Source organism: Actinoplanes couchii (genome assembly GCF_016862075.1).
Classification (GTDB): domain Bacteria; phylum Actinomycetota; class Actinomycetes; order Mycobacteriales; family Micromonosporaceae; genus Actinoplanes; species Actinoplanes couchii.
In genome coordinates, this window is the sequence record NZ_BOMG01000058.1 from 1 (window position 1) to 20,356 (window position 20,356).

16 protein-coding genes are annotated in these 20,356 nt (G+C 69.9%); 10 read left to right on the forward strand and 6 right to left on the reverse strand.

The genetic code is table 11. The annotated features are described in order from the left end of the window. Window positions 1–49 precede the first annotated feature (49 nt). The 5 genes from Aco03nite_RS24510 to Aco03nite_RS24530 all read left to right on the forward strand — a co-directional run bounded on the left by Aco03nite_RS24510 (window position 50) and on the right by Aco03nite_RS24530 (window position 7,590). On the forward strand, window positions 50–928 hold the full coding sequence (locus Aco03nite_RS24510) for a TIGR03560 family F420-dependent LLM class oxidoreductase (RefSeq protein WP_203798261.1): 879 nt from the start codon (window positions 50–52) through the stop codon (window positions 926–928). Between the two features lie 78 nt (window positions 929–1,006). Beyond that, entirely contained in the window at window positions 1,007–2,605 is a 1,599-nt protein-coding gene (locus Aco03nite_RS24515; protein WP_203798264.1) for a PstS family phosphate ABC transporter substrate-binding protein, read from the forward strand. Between the two features lie 149 nt (window positions 2,606–2,754). Continuing rightward, the gene (locus tag Aco03nite_RS24520) at window positions 2,755–3,747 is read left to right on the forward strand and encodes a LacI family DNA-binding transcriptional regulator (RefSeq protein ID WP_239145396.1); all 993 of its coding nucleotides are present in this window, start codon (window positions 2,755–2,757) and stop codon (window positions 3,745–3,747) included. Between the two features lie 58 nt (window positions 3,748–3,805). Then, the gene (locus Aco03nite_RS24525) at window positions 3,806–5,893 is read left to right on the forward strand and encodes a GTPase domain-containing protein (protein WP_203798266.1); all 2,088 of its coding nucleotides are present in this window, start codon (window positions 3,806–3,808) and stop codon (window positions 5,891–5,893) included. Beyond that, entirely contained in the window at window positions 5,890–7,590 is a 1,701-nt protein-coding gene (locus Aco03nite_RS24530) for a GTPase (protein ID WP_203798268.1), read from the forward strand. The genes Aco03nite_RS24525 and Aco03nite_RS24530 overlap by 4 nt, the downstream gene beginning before the upstream one ends. On the opposite strand, the gene Aco03nite_RS24535 is transcribed toward Aco03nite_RS24530, so the two are convergent. From Aco03nite_RS24535 to Aco03nite_RS24545, 3 genes are read right to left on the reverse strand one after another with little or no spacing between them, the layout of a single operon-like run. Continuing rightward, complete coding sequence (locus tag Aco03nite_RS24535) at window positions 7,591–8,439, reverse strand: carbohydrate ABC transporter permease (RefSeq protein WP_203798269.1); 849 nt, start codon at window positions 8,437–8,439, stop codon at window positions 7,591–7,593. A 1-nt stretch (window position 8,440) separates the two neighbouring features. Further along, window positions 8,441–9,376 carry a carbohydrate ABC transporter permease gene (locus Aco03nite_RS24540; RefSeq protein WP_203798271.1) on the reverse strand — a complete coding sequence of 312 codons (936 nt, stop codon included), beginning with the start codon at window positions 9,374–9,376 and terminating at the stop codon, window positions 8,441–8,443. Beyond that, window positions 9,373–10,689 (reverse strand): extracellular solute-binding protein, encoded by a 1,317-nt coding sequence (locus tag Aco03nite_RS24545; RefSeq protein ID WP_203798273.1) that lies wholly within the window; start codon window positions 10,687–10,689, stop codon window positions 9,373–9,375. Before Aco03nite_RS24545 ends, Aco03nite_RS24540 begins: the two co-directional genes overlap by 4 nt. Window positions 10,690–10,900: 211 nt before the next feature. Here Aco03nite_RS24545 and Aco03nite_RS24550 point away from each other — a divergent pair, with 211 nt between their 5' ends. Genes Aco03nite_RS24550 through Aco03nite_RS24570 form a run of 5 tightly spaced genes read left to right on the forward strand, consistent with a single transcriptional unit; the run spans window position 10,901 to window position 17,827 of the window. Further along, window positions 10,901–13,273, forward strand: coding sequence for a glycoside hydrolase family 3 N-terminal domain-containing protein (locus tag Aco03nite_RS24550; RefSeq protein WP_373872634.1), 2,373 nt, complete (start codon window positions 10,901–10,903; stop codon window positions 13,271–13,273). Between the two features lie 19 nt (window positions 13,274–13,292). Then, window positions 13,293–14,729 carry a gamma-aminobutyraldehyde dehydrogenase gene (locus Aco03nite_RS24555; RefSeq protein ID WP_203798276.1) on the forward strand — a complete coding sequence of 479 codons (1,437 nt, stop codon included), beginning with the start codon at window positions 13,293–13,295 and terminating at the stop codon, window positions 14,727–14,729. 17 nt (window positions 14,730–14,746) lie between these two features. Then, complete coding sequence (gene gabT / locus Aco03nite_RS24560) at window positions 14,747–16,012, forward strand: 4-aminobutyrate--2-oxoglutarate transaminase (RefSeq protein WP_203798311.1); 1,266 nt, start codon at window positions 14,747–14,749, stop codon at window positions 16,010–16,012. A 48-nt stretch (window positions 16,013–16,060) separates the two neighbouring features. Further along, the gene (locus Aco03nite_RS24565; RefSeq protein WP_239145397.1) at window positions 16,061–16,516 is read left to right on the forward strand and encodes an Lrp/AsnC family transcriptional regulator; all 456 of its coding nucleotides are present in this window, start codon (window positions 16,061–16,063) and stop codon (window positions 16,514–16,516) included. Between the two features lie 6 nt (window positions 16,517–16,522). After that, complete coding sequence (locus Aco03nite_RS24570) at window positions 16,523–17,827, forward strand: NAD(P)/FAD-dependent oxidoreductase (RefSeq protein ID WP_203798280.1); 1,305 nt, start codon at window positions 16,523–16,525, stop codon at window positions 17,825–17,827. Here Aco03nite_RS24570 and Aco03nite_RS24575 read toward each other — a convergent pair. From Aco03nite_RS24575 to Aco03nite_RS24585, 3 genes are all read right to left on the reverse strand, one after another. Then, window positions 17,803–18,168, reverse strand: a complete 366-nt coding sequence (locus tag Aco03nite_RS24575; RefSeq protein WP_203798282.1) for a VOC family protein — start codon at window positions 18,166–18,168, stop codon at window positions 17,803–17,805. The two genes, Aco03nite_RS24570 and Aco03nite_RS24575, sit on opposite strands and share 25 nt — an antisense overlap. 102 nt (window positions 18,169–18,270) lie before the next feature. Then, window positions 18,271–19,887, reverse strand: coding sequence for a sensor histidine kinase (locus Aco03nite_RS24580; protein ID WP_203798284.1), 1,617 nt, complete (start codon window positions 19,885–19,887; stop codon window positions 18,271–18,273). Between the two features lie 7 nt (window positions 19,888–19,894). Further along, a complete protein-coding gene (locus tag Aco03nite_RS24585; RefSeq protein ID WP_203798286.1) occupies window positions 19,895–20,323 on the reverse strand; it encodes a response regulator in 429 nt (142 codons plus the stop codon). Window positions 20,324–20,356 lie beyond the last annotated feature (33 nt).

Here is a 20,356-nt window from a genome sequence, read left to right on the forward strand (position 1 = left end):
CGGGGGAATCGGGGCGGGTGTGTGGGGTTTTGCTGGGTAAGTTGATCTCATGAGCATTGGGTTCGGGGTATTCGTGCCTCAAGGGTGGCGTATGGATCTGGTCGAGATTGACGACCCGGTCGAGCAGTACGAGGCCATGACGGCGGTGGCGAAGCTTGCCGATGCCGGGCCGTGGGACAGCGTGTGGGTCTACGACCATTTTCATACCGTTCCGGAGCCGACCGTCAACAGTGTGTTCGAGGCCTGGACCGTCACGTCGACGCTGTCGCGGGACACCAGCCGGGTGAACATCGGGCAGATGGTCGGGTGTAACGGCTACCGGCATCCGGCGCTGTACGCCAAGATCGCCTCCACGGTGGATGTGGCCAGCCACGGGCGGCTCTACGCGGGCCTCGGCGCCGGCTGGTACGAGCACGAATGGAAGGCGTACGGCTACGAGTGGGCCGAGGTTCCGGAGCGGATGGCCGCGTTCCGGGAGGCGGTCGAGGTGGTGCACAAGATGTGGACCGAGGAGCGCCCGGTCTTCGAGGGCAGGCACTACCGCATCGATCAGCCGATCAACGAGCCGAAGGGGGTCCGCAAGCCGCACCCGTCGCTCTGGCTGGGCGGCGGCGGCGAGAAGGTGACGTTGAAGCTGGTGGCGAAGTATGCCGACGGCTGCAATTTCGGCAACGGTGACCCGGAGGTGTTCCGGCAGAAGGCGGCGGTGCTGCGCTCGCACTGCGAGAAGCTGGACCGCGACTACGACCGGATCAAGAAGTCGACGAGCATCACGTTCGACCCGGCCGAGTCGACGGCCGCGACGATCGAGAAGGTGGAGCGCCTGGCCGAGGCGGGCGCCGACTACTTCATCGTCTACATCCCGCGGGTCGCCTACGACCACGAGCCGCTGCAGCGTTTCGCCGAAGAGGTGATCCCCAGGTTCTAGAAGACGGCGGGGTGAATTGTTGCCGCCGACGTCGCGAACTCCCTTGTGGAGCGGCCTCCGCCGTGGCCAATCTGCAGAATGCGCTGGGATCTACAGGACGTCATCGCCGTGGTGGGCGTGGTGGTGCCGCTTGTCGCGTTCGTGTGGGAGTTCGCGATCGTCCGCCGCAAGAGGCTGGGCTACCGGGTGCAGATGGACACCCCGGCGGCCAGCCCGGCCCATCCGACGGATTCGTCGGTGCTGGCCGGCCTGCAGAAGGGTGCGGCGGAGGGCGACCGGGGTCTGAACGATCCGTCGTTCGTGGTGCTGCGGATCGAGAACGCGGGCTGGACCGAGATCGTCTCGAGTGACTACCTGGCCGACGATCAGCACCCGACCGGCATCCAGGTGACGTTCCCGGGCCGGCGCGTGATCGACGCGGCGCTGGGTGACGTCAGCCAGAAGGAGCTGGAGGTCTTCTTCTTCGCCGACGAGAGCGGCCATGTGGTGACGACGCGTGGCTACGGCATCAGCAACCAGACCAGACCCGGCGGTGTGGTACGCCTGCCGAAGGTGAAGCTGAACCCCCGCGCGTTCTACAAGGTGCTCGTGCTGCTGGAGCGGATGCCGGGCAACACGGCCGAGAAGTTCGCGGATCCGACGTTCCACGCCGATGTGAGCGGACGGCACAACCGCTGGATCGACCGGCTGGCGAAGATCCAGCTGGACCGGACCGAGAGCCACACCTTCGCGTCCCGTCCGGCGCTGATCGGTATCGGTCTGCTGGCGGCGGCGGTGCTGGCCCAGTCCGGTCTGATCCTGTTCCGCGACGACGTCCGCCCGCCGATGGATTGTGTGTCCGGCAGCCTGACCCTGCACGGTTCGACCGCGTTCCGTCCGGCGATCACCGAGGCCGCCGAACGGTACGTGGAGCTGTGCCGGGGCAGCGACGCGAGGATCCCGATCGACGACCGTACCTTCCTGGGCAGTCTGGAGGGCATCAACCAGCTGGAGACCGCGGGCACCGACGCGGTCGGCGACCATCTGGCGTTCAGCGACGGCACCGCTGACGCCTCCCATGCGAAACTGCTGCCGCACCCGATCGCCTACGGGGTGTACACCCTGGTCGCCCACAAGGACGTCCAGGTGTTCAACCTGTCGACCACCCAGATTCAAAAGATCTTCTCCGGTACGCCGGTCAACTGGTCCGAGATGGGCGGCCCGGACCTGCCGATCAAGGTGATCAAGCGCCCGCCGGGTTCGGGCACCCGGACCGCCCTGGAGCAGCGGGTGCTGGCCGGGAAGCTGATGCCACAGGAGACGGTCACCGACTGCCGGGCGATGGGCCGGGATCAGTTCGGTATCTGCCAGGCGCAGACCACCCGGGAGTTGCTCGATCTGGTCGGCAGCATCCCGGGGGCGATCGGGTACAGCGAGGTGCGCAGCGCGGCGGCCGGCAAGGGCGTGGCGGGCATCCGGATCGACAACCAGGAGACGACGCTCGACGGGGTCGAGAAGGGCCGGTACCCGTACTGGCAGACCGAGTTCGTCTACTCGTACGGCGAGCTCCCTCCGGATTCGATCGGCGCCGCGTTCCTGCGTTTCCTGCGTACCCAGGAAGGCATGGACATCCTCCGCAAGGCCGGCAACCGCCCGTGCGCGGAGACGCCGCGCATGCTGACCTGCGAGCCGAAATAGCACCGATCGCGATTGGGAGCGGTACCACCGGGACCAGGCATTTCTCGGTACGCCGCGGCATGGCAGAATTCCGGTGCCGGTTTCCGAAAGTTGCAGCCTAGATGGGCCGGCGGTAAGGAGCCTTCCCCGTGGCGTCTGGCAGAGGACGAGTGACCATCGCGGCCATCGCGGAAGCGGCGGGGGTGTCCGTCCCGACGGTGTCCCGGGTGCTCAACGGGCGGTCCGACGTCTCCCCCGGCACCCGTGAGATGATCGAACGACTGTTGCGAGAGCACGATTACCGGCCCCGCAACTCTCGGCATTCCGGGCGCGCCCGTCTGGTGGATCTGGTCTTCAACGACCTGGACAGCCCGTGGGCCCTGGAGCTGGTGCGCGGTGTGGAGGACGTGACGCACGCCGCCGGCGTCGGGACGGTGGTGTCCCAGGTGCACCGGCGCAGCAGCGCGACCCGGCAGTGGCTGCAGAATCTGCGGGCCCGCGCGTCGGACGGCGTCATCTTCGTGACGTCCGATGTGGCCGAGCCGGTGCACAGCGAGCTGCACCGCCTCAAGGTCCCGGTGGTGATCATCGACCCGGCCGGTGGGGTGGCCGCCGAGGTGCCGACGATCGGGGCGACGAACTGGTCGGGTGGGCGTACCGCAACCGATCATCTTCTGGAATTGGGGCATCGCCGGATCGGTTTTGTGGCCGGCCCACGGGAGTTGTTGTGCAGCCGGGCCCGGTTGGACGGCTACCGGTCGGCGATGGAGGCCGCCGGGGTCCGTGTCGACGAGGAGCTGATCACCACCGGTGACTTCCGGCACGAGGCGGGTTTCCTGGCCGGCAACCGCCTGCTGGATCTGGCGGAGCCGCCGACGGCGATCTTCGCGTCCAGCGACCTGATGGCGCTGGGTGTGTGCGAGGCGGCCCGGCGGCGCGGCGTCCGGGTGCCGGACCAGCTGAGCGTGGTCGGTTTCGACGACCTGCCGGAGTCGCGCTGGGCGTCCCCGCCACTGACCACGGTCCGTCAGCCGCTGGCCGAGATGGGTGCCCTCGCCGCGCGCACCGTCCTGCGGTTGTCGCGGGGCGAGGCGATCGAGACGCCCCGGGTGGAGCTGGTCACCCGCCTGGAGGTCCGGGAGAGCACCGCGCCGCTCGGATGATCAAGGCCCGGCCGTTCTCTGGATATTGGACTGTCGGCGGCGCCGATACCTTGTGCCGGTGCCGACCCAGACTCGACAGACACACGCGTTCCGGGCCCTTCTGGTGGCCGGCGGCCAGGCGGTGTCCGGCGCGCTGACCAGGGCAGCGCGGGAGATCGACGGGCAGATCGGCGGCGGTGACCACGACCGGATGCTCGGCGAGGCCGTCGCCTACCTGCGTCACACCGCGGCCCGGTTGACGGCGGTCGGCGAGTCCCTTGCGGACCGTGACGTCGAGCGGCCGTTCCGGGTCGTCCTGATGGGCCGGACCATGGCCGGCAAGAGCACGCTGTTCGAGTACCTGTCGGCCGGTGACGGGGCCCGGGTCGGCGACGGCAGCCAGCGGTTCTCCCGGGATTCCTGTGTCCGCACGGCGGGCGGCATCGGCGTCGAGATCGTCGACACCCCGGGGGTCGGCGCGATGGACGGCCGGGAGGACTACGAGGTCGCGTTCGGGCAGGTCGCCGACGCGGATCTGATCCTCTGGGTGGCCACCACCCAGGCGACCCAGGAGCAGACCGGGCAGGCGCTCGAACGGCTGGCCGACCTGGGCAAACCGATCCTGGTGGCGCTGAACTGCCTCGCCGACGTGACCGACGAGATCAATCTGCTGGACATGCTCGAGGAGCCCGAGCGGGTGTTCGGCGGCGACGCGGCCGGGAACCTGGCGCCGATCCGCCGTCACCTGCTGCGTGCCGGTGGGCGTTACCTCGACGCGGTGCCGGTTCACGCCCAGGCGGCCCGGCTGGCGCTCGCCACCGGACGGGATGCCGAGGAGTCCCGCACCCTGCACATCAACAGCCGGATCGACGCCCTGACCGGCGCCCTCAGGGAGCAGGCGGAACGCACCCTCGTACAGCGGCGGGCCGTCAGTGTCTGTGACGGTCTGCGACTGGCGCTGCTGGACGTCTCCGCGGCGGTGACGGACGCCGAGGCCACGGCGTCCGCGGCGCTCACCGCCGCGATGGGAATGCAGCTGGAGTTCCGCCGGCGCGCGTTCCGCCGGGTCGACGACGCTTTCGACGACCTGACCGCCGCCTTCGCGGCAGCCGTCACCGCCCGGGAGCGCTGGGCCGAGAGTGTCGACGTCGACCAGGACACCGACGAGATCAACAAGCGGCTGGCCGCGGAGATCGACACCCTCCGCGCGGAACTCGAACAGGCGGTCACCGCCACCGGGGGACGGCTGGCATCCGACCTGCAGGGCATCGCGGTGGACGTCTCCCAGGACTGGACCGGATTCGGCGCCGGCGCCTTCCGCGATCTCGGCGGCCGGGGCGCGGCCTGGGGCAACCGGGCGGTCAAGACCGGCGGACGGCTCGCCGCGGGCCTGGGCGGGATGGTCCTCGGCGCGAAGGCGGGCGCGGTCGCCGGCTCCTTCCTGGGGCCCGGCCTGGGCACCGCGGTCGGCGTGGTCGCCGGTGGCATGGTCGGGCTCGTCTCCACCGTGCTCGGCGTGGACAAGCTCATCGACTGGATCGGTGACCGGAGTTTCCGCAGCGCCACCGAGATCCGCGAGCGCCGCCGCCGCATGGTCCGCGATCAGATGGTGGAGCTGCTCAAGAACCTCCGGGACGACCTGGGCCCGGCGGCCGACCGGGTCCGCCAGGACTGGCGGGGCGCGGTCGAGGACGAGGTCACCCGCCAGTACGCGGCGGTCGCCGTGCTCGAACGGTCCGTCACGGTCCTGCGACGCGTCACCAGGGAGACGATCGAACCGGCACTGACCAGGATCGACACCGAACTCGCCCGCGAACTGCTGCGCCACACCGGCCGCGACGACCTGGCGCAGGCCGTCGTCCGGGCGACCCGGTGGCGGGGCGCCGGCATCGCGGTGGAGCTGCCGGAGCCGGACTTCCACGCTCTCGTACGTTCCCCGGCGACCGAGTGTGTGGAACGGATCGTGCCCACCTCGGCGGACGGCGGCGCGCTCCAGATCATCAGGGGCCTGGCGGACCGCGAGGTGACCGTGCACGGCACCGGCCCGGACCGCCTGGAGGTCGCCCTGGACGAGCCGGTGGATCCCGGGGTCCGGGAAGCATGGCAGGCACTCGCCCGGGTGCACACCGGAGTCGATGTGAAGATCACCGAAGGAGCCTCAGCGTGACGAACGTTCTCGTGCACGAACTGCCCGCACGTGCGCGGGAGCTGATGTCGCGCCTGCAAGACGTGCTGCGGTCGGATGACAGAGCCACAGAGTTGCTCGCCCGCGCGCGCCTGCAGTCCCGGGACCGACCGCGGATGGTGCTCACCGGCCAGTTCAGCAGCGGCAAGTCGAGCCTGATCAAGGCGCTGACCGACGGCGCCGTGGATCCGGTCGTCGACGCGGACATCGCCACCGACACCGTCACCGAGTACGAGTGGGACGCCGCGGTGGTGCTGGTCGACACCCCGGGGGTCCAGTCGGGTCTGCGTAATCACGACGAGCTGGCCGTCAGCGCGATCGGTGACGCGGACTTCGTCCTGTTCGTCATCACGGTGAACCTCTTCGACGACGCGTCCCGGGACTACCTGCAGCACCTGGCGAACGGTCTGCGGCTGGCCGGCCAGATGATCGTGGTGATCACCCAGGCCGGCAAGCTGTCCGCGGGCGACGGGGTCCGGGAGAAGGCGGTCCACGACGCGCTCGGCACGCCGGCGTTCACCCTGCCGATCGCGGAGGTCGACTCCGTCTACTACCTGCGGAGTCTGGACGGCGGTTCGCGGGCCGATCTGCTGCGCACCCGGTCCGGCATCGACGGTCTGCGGGAGCGGATCAACCGGATCAGCGCGGACGGGGGACAGCTGGCGCAACTCCGGCAGCCGCTGCACCTGATCCGTCAGCTCTGCGACGAGGCCCAGCAGCTGTTCGCCGACGACCCGCGGGCGCAGACCGCGCTCGGTCTGCTGGCCGCGCAGCGGGCCGCGATCTCCGAGCGCCGTCACATGATCGAGCAGTCGCTGGTGGCGGCCGAGTCGGCGTTCACCTCGGCGTGCCTGGCCGACGCGACGGCGTTCGCCGACACGGTGATGGGCCTGCCCGGCGATGCCGTGCCCGCCGCGGAGACGCGGCTGTGGGAGGCGCTGGACCGGCATTTCGAACGGTTCGCCCACGCGATCAACAGGTTGACCGAGATGCAGTTCGACAAGCTGACCGAACGGATGCTGGAGATCGGCGACAGCAACCGGGCCCGGCAGCTGCTGGTCTCCGGCGACGTCGCCCTGGAGACCCCGGACGGCGTGCGGCTCGGCTCCCCGGCCGGGCCCCTGCACGAACGGCTCGGCGCGGGAGTGGACTGGCGCCTGGTCACTGATCAGATCAGCAAGGGCCGGCAGTGGTGGGGCGCCGGGGACGGCTTGCGGAACGCGTCGGGATCGACCGGCCACACGGTCGTCAAGGAGGTCGGGCACCTGTTCGGCAAGAAGTTCAAGCCCTGGGAGGCGCTGAAGATCGCCGACGGCATCGGCAAGGCCGTCAAGTTCGGCGGCTACGCGCTGCAGGCCGGCCTGGCCGGGTACGAGGTCTTCCGGGAGGAACGGGCCGCGCGCCGGATCCAGATCGAGAACGAGCAGCGGCACGCGGCGATCGTCACGGAGATCATGGGGCATGCCGGCCGGATCACCGCCGACGCCCGCCGGCAGCTCTGGCAGACGATCGACCCGCCGATGGACGCGTTCCTCGCCGACAACCAGGCCGCGCAGGCGGAGATCCTGGACGCCGGTGCGGCAAGCGGCGCGGCCACCGGTGAGCTGCGCGCGATCGCGGCCGAGGCGGACCGGCTCCTGAGTGTGCGGATCACCGGGGAGGGCGATCCGCACACCTGATCACTTGCCGAAACCGGCGGTCAGGCCGCTCAGCAGCTGGCGGCGGCCGATCACGTACAGGGTGAGGATCGGCAGGGTGGTCAGCACCACCGAGGCCAGTACGGCGGGGATGTTGACGCTGTACTGGCCCTGGAACTCCCAGAGCGCCAGCGGCAGCGTGCGCTGTTCCGGGCTCTGGGTGAGGATCAGCGGCAGGACGAAGCCGTTCCACACCGTCAGGCCCTGGTAGATGGTGACCGTGACCAGGGCGGGCCGGGTCAGCGGGAAGGCCAGGCGCCACAGGGTGCCCCACTCGGTGGCCCCGTCCATCCGCATCGATTCGAAGAGTTCCTTCGGCACGTCGCGGATGAAGTTGGACAGCACCAGCACCGACAGCGGGATCGCGAACGCCAGCGAGGGCAGGATGATCGCGCCCAGGGTGTCGTACATCTGAATCTTGATGATGATCAGATAGATCGGGATGATCACCGCCTGCAGCGGGATCGCCAGGCCCATCAGGAACAGTCCGTTGACCCCGCGCAGGAACCGGCTGGCCGCCCCGCCCCGGATGATCGCGTAGCCGGCCATGAACGACATCAGCACCGCCGGGAGGACCGCGCCGAGCGTGACGATCGTGCTGTTGGTGAAGTACCTGACGAAGTCGTTCTCCAGCACGAACCGGTAGTTCTCCAGCGTCGGCGAGGTCGGCGGCACCAGCGGGTTGGTGGAGTAGTAGTCGCCGGACACCTTGAGGCTGGTGATCACGATCCAGTAGATCGGGACGATCACGATCGCCAGCCACAGCCAGCCGGCCAGGCCACCGAGGAAGTTCCACTGCGAAAGCCGGGGGCGTTTCACCGAAGCCGCCACGTCAGACTCCTTCCAGCTGGCTGTCGGCCTGGTTGCGGCCGCCGAGCCGGCGCAGCCCGAGCGCGAGGACGAGTCCGCACAGCACCAGGATGACGGCGATGGCGCTGGCCGGGCCCATCAGGTTGGCCTTGAATCCGCGCTGGTACATCTCGACGGCCAGCGCGCTGGTGGCGTCGCCGGGGCCGCCGGCGGTGAGCACCCAGATCAGGTCGAAGAAGGTCAGCGACCCGACCACCATCAGCGTCGACGAGGTGATGATCGTGTACTTGAGCTGCGGCAGGGTGATGCTGAAGAACTGGCGGATCCGCCCGGCGCCGTCGATCTGCGCGGCCTCGTACATCGAGGTCGGGATCTGCCGGACACCGCCCTGGTAGATCAGCGAGTGGAACGGGATGAACTGCCAGGACACCACGAAGACCACCACACCCAGCGCCAGTACGGGGTCACCGAGCCAGTCCTGTTGCAGGAACTCCCAGCCGAGGCTGGCGCCGAGACCGAAGTTCGGGTCCAGCAGCGCCTTGTAGGTGATCGAGATGGCGGCCTGGCTGAGCAGCAGCGGGATGAAGTAGAGCACCGCGAGCACAGCCCTATAACGCTGGTGCGAGGCCAGGAACACGCCGATCAGGATGGACAGCGGTGTCTGCACCAGCCACGAGAACGCCATGATCAGGAACGTGACCCAGAGCGAGTGCAGCAGGTCGGGGTCGGCCAGCACGGTCCGCCAGCTGTCCAGGCCGGCCGGTTTCACAGCGCCGGAGATGTTCCACTCGGTGAAGCTGAGCAGGAACACCCCGACCAGGGGGACCAGGCCGAACAGGGTGAAGGCGATCAGGGCCGGCCAGGCCATCCACGAGACGGACCCGCTCCCCCCGGCGAGCTTGCTGCCGGGGGGAGCGGTTTCCACCGGCGCGGGCGCCAGCGGTGGAGCAATCGTCATTTTCCGATGACCGCGTTCATGTTGTCGGCGAACTGCTGCGGGCCGATCGACTGGGTGAACAGCTTGGCGATGTTGTCCAGCAGGGTCTCCGCGGCGGTCGGGCTGAGCGCCTGGTCCCAGGACTGGGCGAAGACCTTCGCGTTGCTGGCCACGCCGTAGACGAACTTGAGGAAGTCCGCGTCCGGCGAGGCGGCGAGCTTGGCGTCGGCGCCCTTGATGATCGGCACGCCACCGGTCTTGATCCAGTCGGCCTGCTCGGTGTCGTCGAGCAGACTGCTGAAGAACTTCTTGGCGGTCTCCTTGGCCTCCGGAGTGGCGTTGGAGGAGATCGACAGGTACTGACCCGCGTTGCCGACGGTGTCGTTGGGATCGCCCTTGCCACCGTCGACACCGGGGAAGTTCATGTAGCCGAGCTTGCCGTCCTTGACGAACTTGCCACCCTCGGCCAGCTGGATGCCGTAGGACCAGGATCCGTGCAGCATCATCGCGGCCTTGCCGCGGTAGAGCAGCGCCTGGTCGGCGTTGGAGTCCGCGGTGATCGAGTTGAAGCCGTTGACAAACCCGTTCGCCTTGATCAGTTCCTGCGTCTTGGTGAGCGCGTCGATGGCCGCCGGGTTGCTCCAGGCGTTCGCCTTGCCCTCGAAGATGTCACCGAAGACCGACTGGCCGCCGATGCGGTCGAAGAGGAACTCCAGCCACATCATGTTGGTCCAGCGGGACTGGCCGCCGAGCGAGAACGGCGCGATCTTCGCGGCGTTGAACTTCGGGACCAGATCCATGATCTCGCCCCAGGACTGCGGCGGGGAGACCTTGAGCTGGTCGAAGACCTCTTTGTTGTAGAACAGCACGATCGGCTGCACGGTCTCGGCCGGCATCGCGTAGATCTTGCCGTTGATGGTGGCCGGGCCGAAGGACGACGGGAAGAGCCGGTCCTTGACCGGGGCGTTCTGTGCGAACCAGTCGGTGAGGTCGTCGACCTGACCGGCTTCGACGTAGCTCTTCAGCCCGCCGCCGCCCCAGCCCCAGACCACTGTCGGCTGCTGACCGGCGCCGAACGCGGTCTTCAGCTTGTCCTTGTAGGCCTCGTTCTGGAACAGGTTGAGCTTGATCTGATTGTCCGGGTTGGCCTTGTTGTACCGGTCGACCGCACCCTGGCGCACCGACTCGCCGGGCGGGCCACTGAGCGTCCAGTAGCTGGCGCCGCCGGCTTTGCCACCGGTGCTGATGTCGGCGGGACCGGAACTGCCGCAGGCGGCTAGCGCGGCACCGGCGGCGGTGCCCGCGGAAAGGGTCAAGAAATTCCTGCGCTTCACGCTGTCTCCATTAAGGGCCGAAAGTTTCGAGTGACGGCTGCAAATTAACGCGAGGTTTCGTTAACGTAGGGTTTCGCCGTTACGAGTGTCAAGACTCTTGCCTGAAGCATGCTTGACGCGCGAGAGTTGGCGAGGCCGGCCGGCCGCGTCACCGTCCGGGGCGGCCGACCGGACCCAGTTCCGGGGGCACCGAAACTTTCGGAGGTTTTCGTTGACTGCACAACCCTGGCGGAACCCCGCGCTACCGATCACCGAGCGGGTCGAGGCGCTGCTGGCCTCGATGAGCCGCGAGGAGAAGGTGGGTCAGCTCGGCAGCCGCTGGCTCGGCAAGGACAAGGGGGCCACCGGCTCGGCCGCGCCGGAGCTGGAGGAGGGCCACCAGGTCGCCCCGATGGAGAACGAGTTCTCCTCCGGCCCGGCTCTGGAGGACGCCAGCCGGCACGGGCTCGGGCACCTCACCCGGATCTACGGCAGCTACCCGGTGACGGTGGCCGAGGGCGCCGCCGAGGTGGTCCGGCAGCAGCGCATCGTGATGTCCTCGTCCCGGCTGGGCATCCCGGCGATCGTGCACGAGGAGTGCCTGACCGGGTTCACCGCGCACGGCGCCACCGTCTACCCGGCCGCGATCAACTGGGGCGCCACCTTCGACCCGGAGCTGATCGAGCGGATGGCCGCCGCGATCGGGCGGGACATGGCCGCGCTCGGGGTGCACCAGGGGCTGTCGCCGGTGCTGGACGTGGTGCGCGACTACCGGTGGGGCCGGGTCGAGGAGTCGATCGGCGAGGATCCGTACCTGGTGGCGACGGTCGGGGCGGCGTACGTCCGCGGTCTGCAGTCCGCCGGGGTGATCGCCACCCTGAAGCATTTCGCCGGCTATTCGGCGTCGCGCGCCGCCCGCAACCACGGCCCGGTGTCGATGGGCCGCCGGGAGCTGCTCGACGTGATCCTGCCCCCGTTCGAGACCGCGCTGCGTGAGGGCGGCGCCGACTCGGTGATGAACTCGTACTCCGAGGTGGACGGTGTTCCGGCCGGCGCCGACCCCTGGCTGCTGACCGAGCTGCTGCGCGACGAGTGGGGCTTCACCGGCACGGTCGTCTCGGACTACTGGGCCATCCCGTTCCTGGCCTCGAACCACCGGATCGCCGCCGGGCCGGAGGACGCCGGGGCGCTCGCCCTGCAAGCCGGTATCGACGTGGAGCTGCCGGACACCATCGGCTACGGTGCCACGCTGACCGACGACGCGCTGATCGACCGGGCCGCCCGCCGGGTGCTGCTGCAGAAGGCGCGGCTCGGCCTGCTCGACGAGGGGTGGACGCCGGAGGCCTCGGTGGCCGCCGCCGACCGGGTCGTGCTGGACTCCCCCGGCAACCGCGACCTGGCCCGCGAGCTGGCCGAACACTCGATCGTGCTGCTCGATCCGGGCACCGCGCTGCCGCTCGCGCCGGCCGGCCGGGTCGCCGTGGTCGGACCGTGCGCCGACGACGCGAGCACGTTCCTCGGCTGTTACGCGTTCCCCAACCACGTGCTGCCCCGCTATCCGGGGGTCAAGCCGGAGATCGAGCTGCCGACCGCGGTCGAGGCTCTGCGAGCCGAACTTCCGCAGACCGATTTCGGGTACGCCCGGGGCTGTGCCGTGGACGGCGACGACCGGTCCGGTTTCGCCGCCGCGGTGGCCGCCGCCGAGTCGGCCGACGTGGTGCTCGCGTTCGTCGGCGACCTGGCCGGGCTGTTCGGGGCGGGCACCTCCGGCGAGGGCTGCGACGCCGCCGACCTGCGCCTGCCCGGTGTCCAGGCGGATCTGGTCGACACGCTGCTGGCGACCGGCAAGCCGGTGGTCGTGGTGGTGGTGTCCGGCCGGCCGTACGCGCTGGGCGAGTTCGCCGATCGGGCCGCCGCGCTGGTGCAGGCGTTCATGCCGGGTGAGGAGGGCGGCCCGGCCATCGCCGGGGTGCTGTCCGGCCGGGTCCAGCCCAGCGGCCGGCTGCCGGTGCAGATCCCGCGTCACCACGGCGGCCAGCCGGGCACCTATCTGCAGCCACGGCTGGGCGCCGACCACATCGGGACGAGCAACCTCGATCCGACACCGTTGTTCGCGTTCGGCCATGGCCGGTCGTACACCAGTTTCGAGGTCTCTGATCTGCGGCTCTCGGACCGCGAGGTACCGACCGACGGCGAGTTCACCGCCACCGTCCGGGCCGCCAACACCGGTGACCGGGCCGGCTCCGAAGTGGTGCAGCTCTACCTGGCCGACCCGGTCGCCCAGGTGACCCGGCCGGTGCTGCAGCTGACCGGTTTCCAGCGGGTGGCGCTGGCACCCGGTGACAGTGCGGACGTCGAGTTCCGGGTCCACACCGACCGGACGTCGTTCACCGGCCGCGACCTGACCCGGATCGTCGAGCCCGGCGAGCTGCGGATCCTGGCCGGTGCGTCGGCGGCCGACCTGCCCTGCGAGGCGACGATCACGCTGACCGGCCCGGCCCGGCCGGCGGGTCCGGGGCGGATCTTGACGACTCCCACCACGATTCGTTCAGAGAACCTCTTGGCAACAACGGATTCAGCGAAAAAGATGAGGCCGAATCGCTGATACCACTGCTGGAGGCCGGATGAGCGCGAAATCGGTGCTGCACAACCTCATCGGGGGCGAAGCCGTCGCCCCCGCCGAGGGGCGGTACGAGGATCTCATCGACCCGTCCACCGGGGAGGTGTTCGCCTCCGCCCCGGTCTCCGGCGCCGAGGACGTCGACCGGGCGATGACCGCCGCGGCGGCGGCCTTCCCACAATGGCGGGACACCACCCCGGCGGACCGGCAGCGGGCGCTGCTGAAGTTCGCCGACGCCATCGAGGCCCGCGCGGACGAGCTGGTCGCGGCCGAGTCGCGGAACACCGGCAAGCCGCTCGGGCTGACCGCCAGCGAGGAACTGCCGCCGGCCGTCGACCATCTGCGGTTCTTCGCCGGTGCCGCCCGGGTCCTGGAGGGCCGGTCCGCCGGGCAGTACCTGAACGGTTTCGAGAGCTACGTGCGGCGCGAGCCGATCGGGGTGTGCGCCCAGGTCACGCCGTGGAACTACCCACTGCTGATGGCGATGTGGAAGATCGCCCCGGCGCTGGCCGCGGGCAACGCCGTGGTGCTGAAGCCGTCCGACACCACCCCGGTCACCAGCGTGCTGCTCGCCGAGATCGCCGCCGAGTTCCTGCCGGCCGGACTGTTCAACGTGGTCCTCGGTGACCGGGACACCGGGCGTGCCCTGGTCACCCACCGGACCCCGCGGATGGTGTCGATCACCGGCTCGGTGCGGGCCGGCATGGAGGTGGCCGGATCGGCCGCCGCCGACCTCAAACGCACCCACCTGGAGCTGGGCGGCAAGGCGCCGGTGGTGGTCTTCGACGACGCCGACGTGGCGGCGGCGGCCGCCGCGATCGCCGAGGCCGGCTACTTCAACGCCGGGCAGGACTGCACCGCCGCCACCCGGGTCCTGGCGCAGGCCGGGGTCCACGACGACTTCGTGGCCGCGCTCGCCGAGCAGGCCCGCGGCATCCGCACCGGCGCGCCGGACGACCCGGACGTGCTCTACGGCCCGGTCAACAACGCGAACCAGCTGGCCCGGGTCAGCGGTTTCGTCGACCGGCTGCCGGACCACGCGATCCTGCAGGCCGGCGGCGCCCGGGTCGGTGACCGGGGCTTCTTCTACTCCCCCACCGTCGTCTCCGGGCTGCGCCAGGACGACGAGATCATCCAGAACGAGGTGTTCGGGCCGGTCATCACGGTGCAGCGGTTCGGCGACGAGGACGAGGCGGTCGGGTACGCCAACGGCGTCGAGTACGCCCTGGCCTCCAGCGTCTGGACGAAGGACCACGGCACCGCGATGCGGATGACCCAGCGCCTGGACTTCGGCTGCGTCTGGGTGAACTGCCACATCCCGCTGGTCGCCGAGATGCCGCACGGCGGTTTCAAGCACTCCGGCCACGGCAAGGACCTGTCGGTGTACGGTTTCGAGGACTACACCCGGATCAAGCACGTCATGCACCACGTGGGGGGCTGACCGTGACTTCTTCTTCCTTGTCCTCCTCCGGAGAACTGCACAAACGGCGCTTGTCGGCGGTCGCCAAAGGTGTCGGCTCGGTGGTCAGCGCCTATGTGGACCACGCCGCCGGTGGCACCCTGACCGACGTCGACGGCCGGGAGTGGATCGACTTCGCCTCCGGCATCGCGGTCACCAGCGTCGGCAACTCCGCGCCCCGGGTGGTCGAGGCGGTCCGGGCCCAGGTCGAGCGGTTCACCCACACCTGTTTCATGGTCGCGCCCTACGAGTCGTACGTCGCGGTCTGCGAGCAGTTGATCGCCCTGACCCCGGGGAGCTTCGAGAAACGGGCGGCGCTGTTCAACTCGGGCGCCGAGGCGGTGGAGAACGCGGTCAAGATCGCCCGGCACGCGACCGGGCGGCCCGCCGTCGTGGTGTTCGACCACGCCTACCACGGGCGCACGAACCTGACGATGGCGCTGACCGCGAAGAACATGCCGTACAAACACCGGTTCGGGCCGTTCGCCCCGGAGGTGTACCGGGCGCCGATGTCCTATCCGTTGCGTGACGGCGGCCTGTCCGGGGCGGAGGCCGCACGCCGGGCGATCGACGTGATCGAGAAGCAGGTCGGAGGGTCCAACGTGGCCGCCGTGCTGATCGAGCCGATCCAGGGCGAGGGCGGGTTCGTCGTACCGGCGCCCGGTTTTCTCCCGGCGATCGCGGCCTGGGCGAGAGCGAACGGCGCCGTCTTCGTCGCCGACGAGATCCAGACCGGTTTCGCCCGTACGGGTCAGTGGTTCGCCTCCGAGCACGAGGCAGTGGAACCGGACCTGATCACCACGGCCAAGGGCATGGGCGGCGGCCTGCCGATCGCCGGCGTGGCCGGCCGGGCCGAGCTGATGGACGCGGTGCACGCCGGTGGGCTGGGCGGCACCTACGGTGGCAACCCGGTCGCCTGCGCGGCCGCGCTCGCCGCCGTCGAGACGATTCGGGAACTGGACCTGTGCGCGGCGGCGCAGCGGATCGAGACCGCGATCCGGGGCGCGTTGTCCGATCTTGATCCGGGTGTCGCCGAGCTGCGGGGCCGGGGCGCGATGATGGCGATCGAGCTGGTCCTGCCCGGCGGCACCGAACCCGACCCCACCCGTACCGCGGCGGTGTCGAAAACCTGTCACGACGCGGGGTTGCTGACCCTCACCTGCGGCACCTATGGCAACGTGCTCCGATTCCTGCCACCCCTGGTCATCTCGGACGAACACCTCGGTCGTGGACTCGGCATCCTGCGCGACGCGTTGCGCACCTGACGGGCGACCTCTTTGCCGACGTCAAGCGGCGCAGGGAAGAATCGCGCCGTGACCGACGTGACGCTGGACGAGACGAACAAACTGATCATCGAGCATCTGCAACGCGACGGACGCATGTCGTACGCGACGCTCGCCAAGACGATCGGCCTGTCCGAGGCGGCGGTGCGCCAGCGGGTGCAGCGTCTCCTCGACAACGGGCTGATGCAGATCGTCGCGGTCACCGATCCGCTCACCCTGGGCTTCGCCCGGCAGGCGATGGTCGGGCTGAAGGTCAACGGTGATCTGCGGGCCATCGCCGACCGGATCGCCGAGATCCCCGAGGTGGACTACGTGGTGATCTGCGCCGGGCGCTACGACCTGCTGGTCGAGCTGGTCTGCACCGACGACGAGCACCTGCTGGACATGCTCAACGAGAAGGTCCGCGCGGTCGAGGGCGTCACCGAGGCCGACACCTTCATGTACCTGCGACTCGCCAAACAGACCTACGCCTGGGGAACACGGTAACCGCCGGTGAACAGCCCGTCCTTCTGGCTCGACAGCCTCGGCCCGATCACGAGGCGCCCGCCGCTGGACGGTGATCTCGACGCCGACGTGGCCATCGCCGGTGGTGGGTACACCGCGCTCTGGACCGCGTACTACCTGGCCAAGGCGGCACCCGGCCTGCGGATCGCGATCCTCGAGGCGGAGTACTGCGGGTTCGGCGCGTCCGGCCGCAACGGCGGCTGGGCGTCCGGCGCGTTCCCGGTCGCCGAAGCGAAACTCACCCGCCGCTTCGGTACGGACCGGGCCGCCGCCATGCACCGGGCACTCCAGGCGTCCGTCGACGAGGTGGGCCGGGCCGCCGCGGCCGAGGGCATCGACTGCGACTGGGCCAAGGGCGGCACCCTGTCCCTGGTCCGCACTCCCGGCCAGCTGCGCCGGGCCCGCCACGACCCGGACTTCGTCGACGCCGCGACCGCCCGCGCCATCTGCGGCGCCTCCGATGTGCTCGGCGGCCTCTACAGCGAACACTGCGCCGCCCTGCACCCGGCGAAACTGGTCCGGGGCCTGGCCGCCGCCGTCGAGCGCCTGGGCGTCACGATCCACGAGGGCACCCGCGTCGAACAGATCAGAAACGGACAGATCACCACCGGTTTCGGTACGGTCACCGCCGGTACCGTGGTCCGCGCGCTGGAGGGCTACACCCCCGCTCTGGCCGGCCACCGCCGCGACCTGGCGCCGATCTACTCCCTGATGGTGGTCACCGACCCGCTGCCCGCCGAGTTCTGGGCCCGTGCCGGCCTGTCCCGCCGGGAGACGTTCGGCGACGAACGCCGCATGGTCATCTACGGCCAGCGCACCACCGACGACCGTCTGGCCTTCGGCGGCCGGGGAGCTCCCTACCACTTCGGGTCGCAGGTACGCCCCGAGTACGACCGGGTGCCGTCGGTCTTCGACGCGCTGCGGTCCACGGTCACCGAACTGTTCGGCATCGACCCGCCGATCGCGTACCGCTGGGGCGGCCCCCTGGGCATCCCCCGGGACTGGATGCCGTCGGTGGGCCTGCGGGACGGCGTGGCGTGGGCCGGCGGTTACGTGGGCGACGGCGTGGCAGCGTCGAACCTGGCCGGCCGCACCCTCACGGACCTGATCCTGAACCGGACCACACCCTTGACCGCCCTGCCCTGGGTGAACCACCGCTCCCGGCGCTGGGAACCGGAACCGGCCCGCTGGCTCGGCATCAACACAGCCCTGAAGGCGACAGCCCTCCTGGACGCCTGGGACCGCCGAAGGCCGGCCCGCGAATCCACTCAGGCCGGCGACATCACCTCGTAGAGGTTGCGGGCGTCGTCGGCGAAGTAGAGCCCGCGGGCACACAGTGGATGATCGGTGCGGCCGTTGCCGGCGTCGTCGGGTTCACTGCCGTAGCGCACACCACCGGCTTCCAGCCTCACCAGAATCCGGTCGAAGGTAGCCGGGTCGACGTCGAACGCCAGGTGGATCCCGACCGGCTCGTCGACGGTCATGAAGTCGAGTGTGAGCTGCTCATTGACACGCACCGGAGCGAAGTGGTGAACGGTGCCGGCGTAGGTCAGGCCCATGATGCCGGCGAAGAACCGGGCGGCCGTCTCGTTGTGGGTGGCGGGCACGATCGTGTGGTTCAGGGTGATGGCCATGTGATCCCTCCTGCCCTCAACCTAGCGGAGTGAGTACTCACTCCGCTAGGTCCCTGCCGACCACAGGGCGGCCCGGGCGTACCGGCGGAAGGGTGTTGATCTTCAGGTGGCCGGTGGGCCGGTCATCGGGAGGCGGACGCAGACGATGGTGCCCGCCGGTTTGTTCTCGGCCAGTTTGATCGTGCCGCCGTGCAGCAGGATTATCGCGCGGGCCAGGCTCAGGCCCAGGCCGCTGCCGGTGGTGCCCTGGTGGCGGACGTTGCTGCCGCGGAAGAAGCGGTCGAAGACCCTCGGGTATTCGCCCGGTGGCATGCCGATGCCGCTGTCGGCTATGCACAGGTCCGCCACCGTCTCCTCGGCGCGCAGCGTGATGTGCACCGGTGAACCCGGCGGGCTGTAGCGGACCGCGTTGGACAGCAGGTCGTCGACGACCTGGCGCAGGCGGCTCGCGTCGCCGGGCAGGTGCAACTCGGCGGGCAGCTCGCTGACCAGGGTCAACCGGTCACCGGTGTGGCGCAGGCCGGTCACCGCGTCGGAGACCAGGGCGACCAGGTCCACCTCGTGCACGTCCAGTTCCAGGTGCCCGGAGTCGAGGCCGGCCAGGTCGAGCAGGGTGTCGGCGATGCGTTGCAGGGCGGCCGCGTTGCGGGCGATGGCCTGCACCATCTGGCCGACGTCGGGGTCGAGGCCGGTCTCCTCGGACAGCAGGGTGGCGTTGGCGGTGATCGACGTCAGTGGGGTGCGCAACTCGTGCCCGACCAGGTTGACGAAGTCGGCCTGCGCGCGGGCCAGCTGCCGGGACAGTCCTTCGGCGCGGCGCTGGGCGACGAAGATGCCGATCTGGGCGGCCACCCCGTCGAGCAGCACGGTGAGCAGGTCCGGCTCGTACTCCTGGGTGCCCGCGTAGCAGGTCAGCACACCCAGCAGGGTGCCGCCGTCACGGACCGGGACGGCCAGCGCGGTCCGCACGCCGCGGCGCAGGCAGATCTGCACCCGTTCGCGTTCGTGGGCGGTCCGCAGGTCGGGGCTGAGGCCCAGGTCGGGCACCCAGATCGGGCGGCCGCTCTCCCACACCCGGCCGGTGATGCCCTGGCCGCGGACCGGGGTGTGCCCGAAGAACTCCTCGGTCTCCATCCCGGACGAGTCCCAGTGCCCGGCGGAGAGCAGCAGCCCGCTCGCGTCGTCGATCAGGAACAGTTCGGCGGACGGCCAGCCGAGGGTGGTGGTGACCGCGCGCAGCACCTCGGGCGTCGCGTCGACCGCGGACCGGTGGGTCTTGAGGACGTGCTCGACCGCGATGTGACAGTTGCGGAACCGTTCGACCCGGCGCAGGGCGGTCACCTCGTGGGCCACGGCGACCGCGCCGAGCCGGTCCCCGTCCGGGCCGACGATCGGGTGGGCGCTGGTCTCGAAGATCCGCAGCCGGTGCCCGGGGCGGCGGATCAACAGGTCCTCGCCGTCGACGACCTCACCCTGCATGGCCCGGGCCAGCGGGGTCTCCGACCGGCTCATCGGCCGCATGTCGGGGGTGGTGAACAGGCGGTGGGCGTGGTCGTCGAACTCCGGCGGCAGCGGCCCGTCCGGGTCGAATCCGGTGATCTCCCGCATCGCCCGGTTGGCGAAGACGAGCGCCCCGTCCCCGTCGCAGGCCATCACACCGGCGTCCATGCTCTCCAGCAACGCCCCCAGAAAGGCACCGTTCTCGAGAAGCACCACCATGAAGCCGCTACACCGTCACCGTTAGGTCGGCCGGGCACTGGTGGTCGTCCGAGTCGTGCCCGTGCGGGCCGATGGTGACCAACTCCTCCATGGTCGCGAGCAGCTGGTCGTTCGGGCAGGGCTTGAGCATGATCGCGCACACCTGCGCCTGGCCGGCCCGCGGATCCCCCGGCTGCAGATGGCCGCTGAGGATGGCGATCGGCACCCGGCGTACGCCCTCGTCCGGGTGTGCCCGCAGCGCGTCGATCAGCTCCCAGCCGTCCATGTGCGGCATGCCCAGGTCGGTGAGCACGATGTCCGGGCGGTTCTCCTGGATCGCCTCCAACGCTGACCGTCCGTCCGATGCGCGGAACACCGTCATTCCGGTTCGCTTGAACACCCTGACCAGTACCAGGGCGATGTCCTCGTCGTCCTCAGCGATCAGCAATACGGCCATGTCAGCTCCGTCGGAAGTCCGTTGATTCAGCAT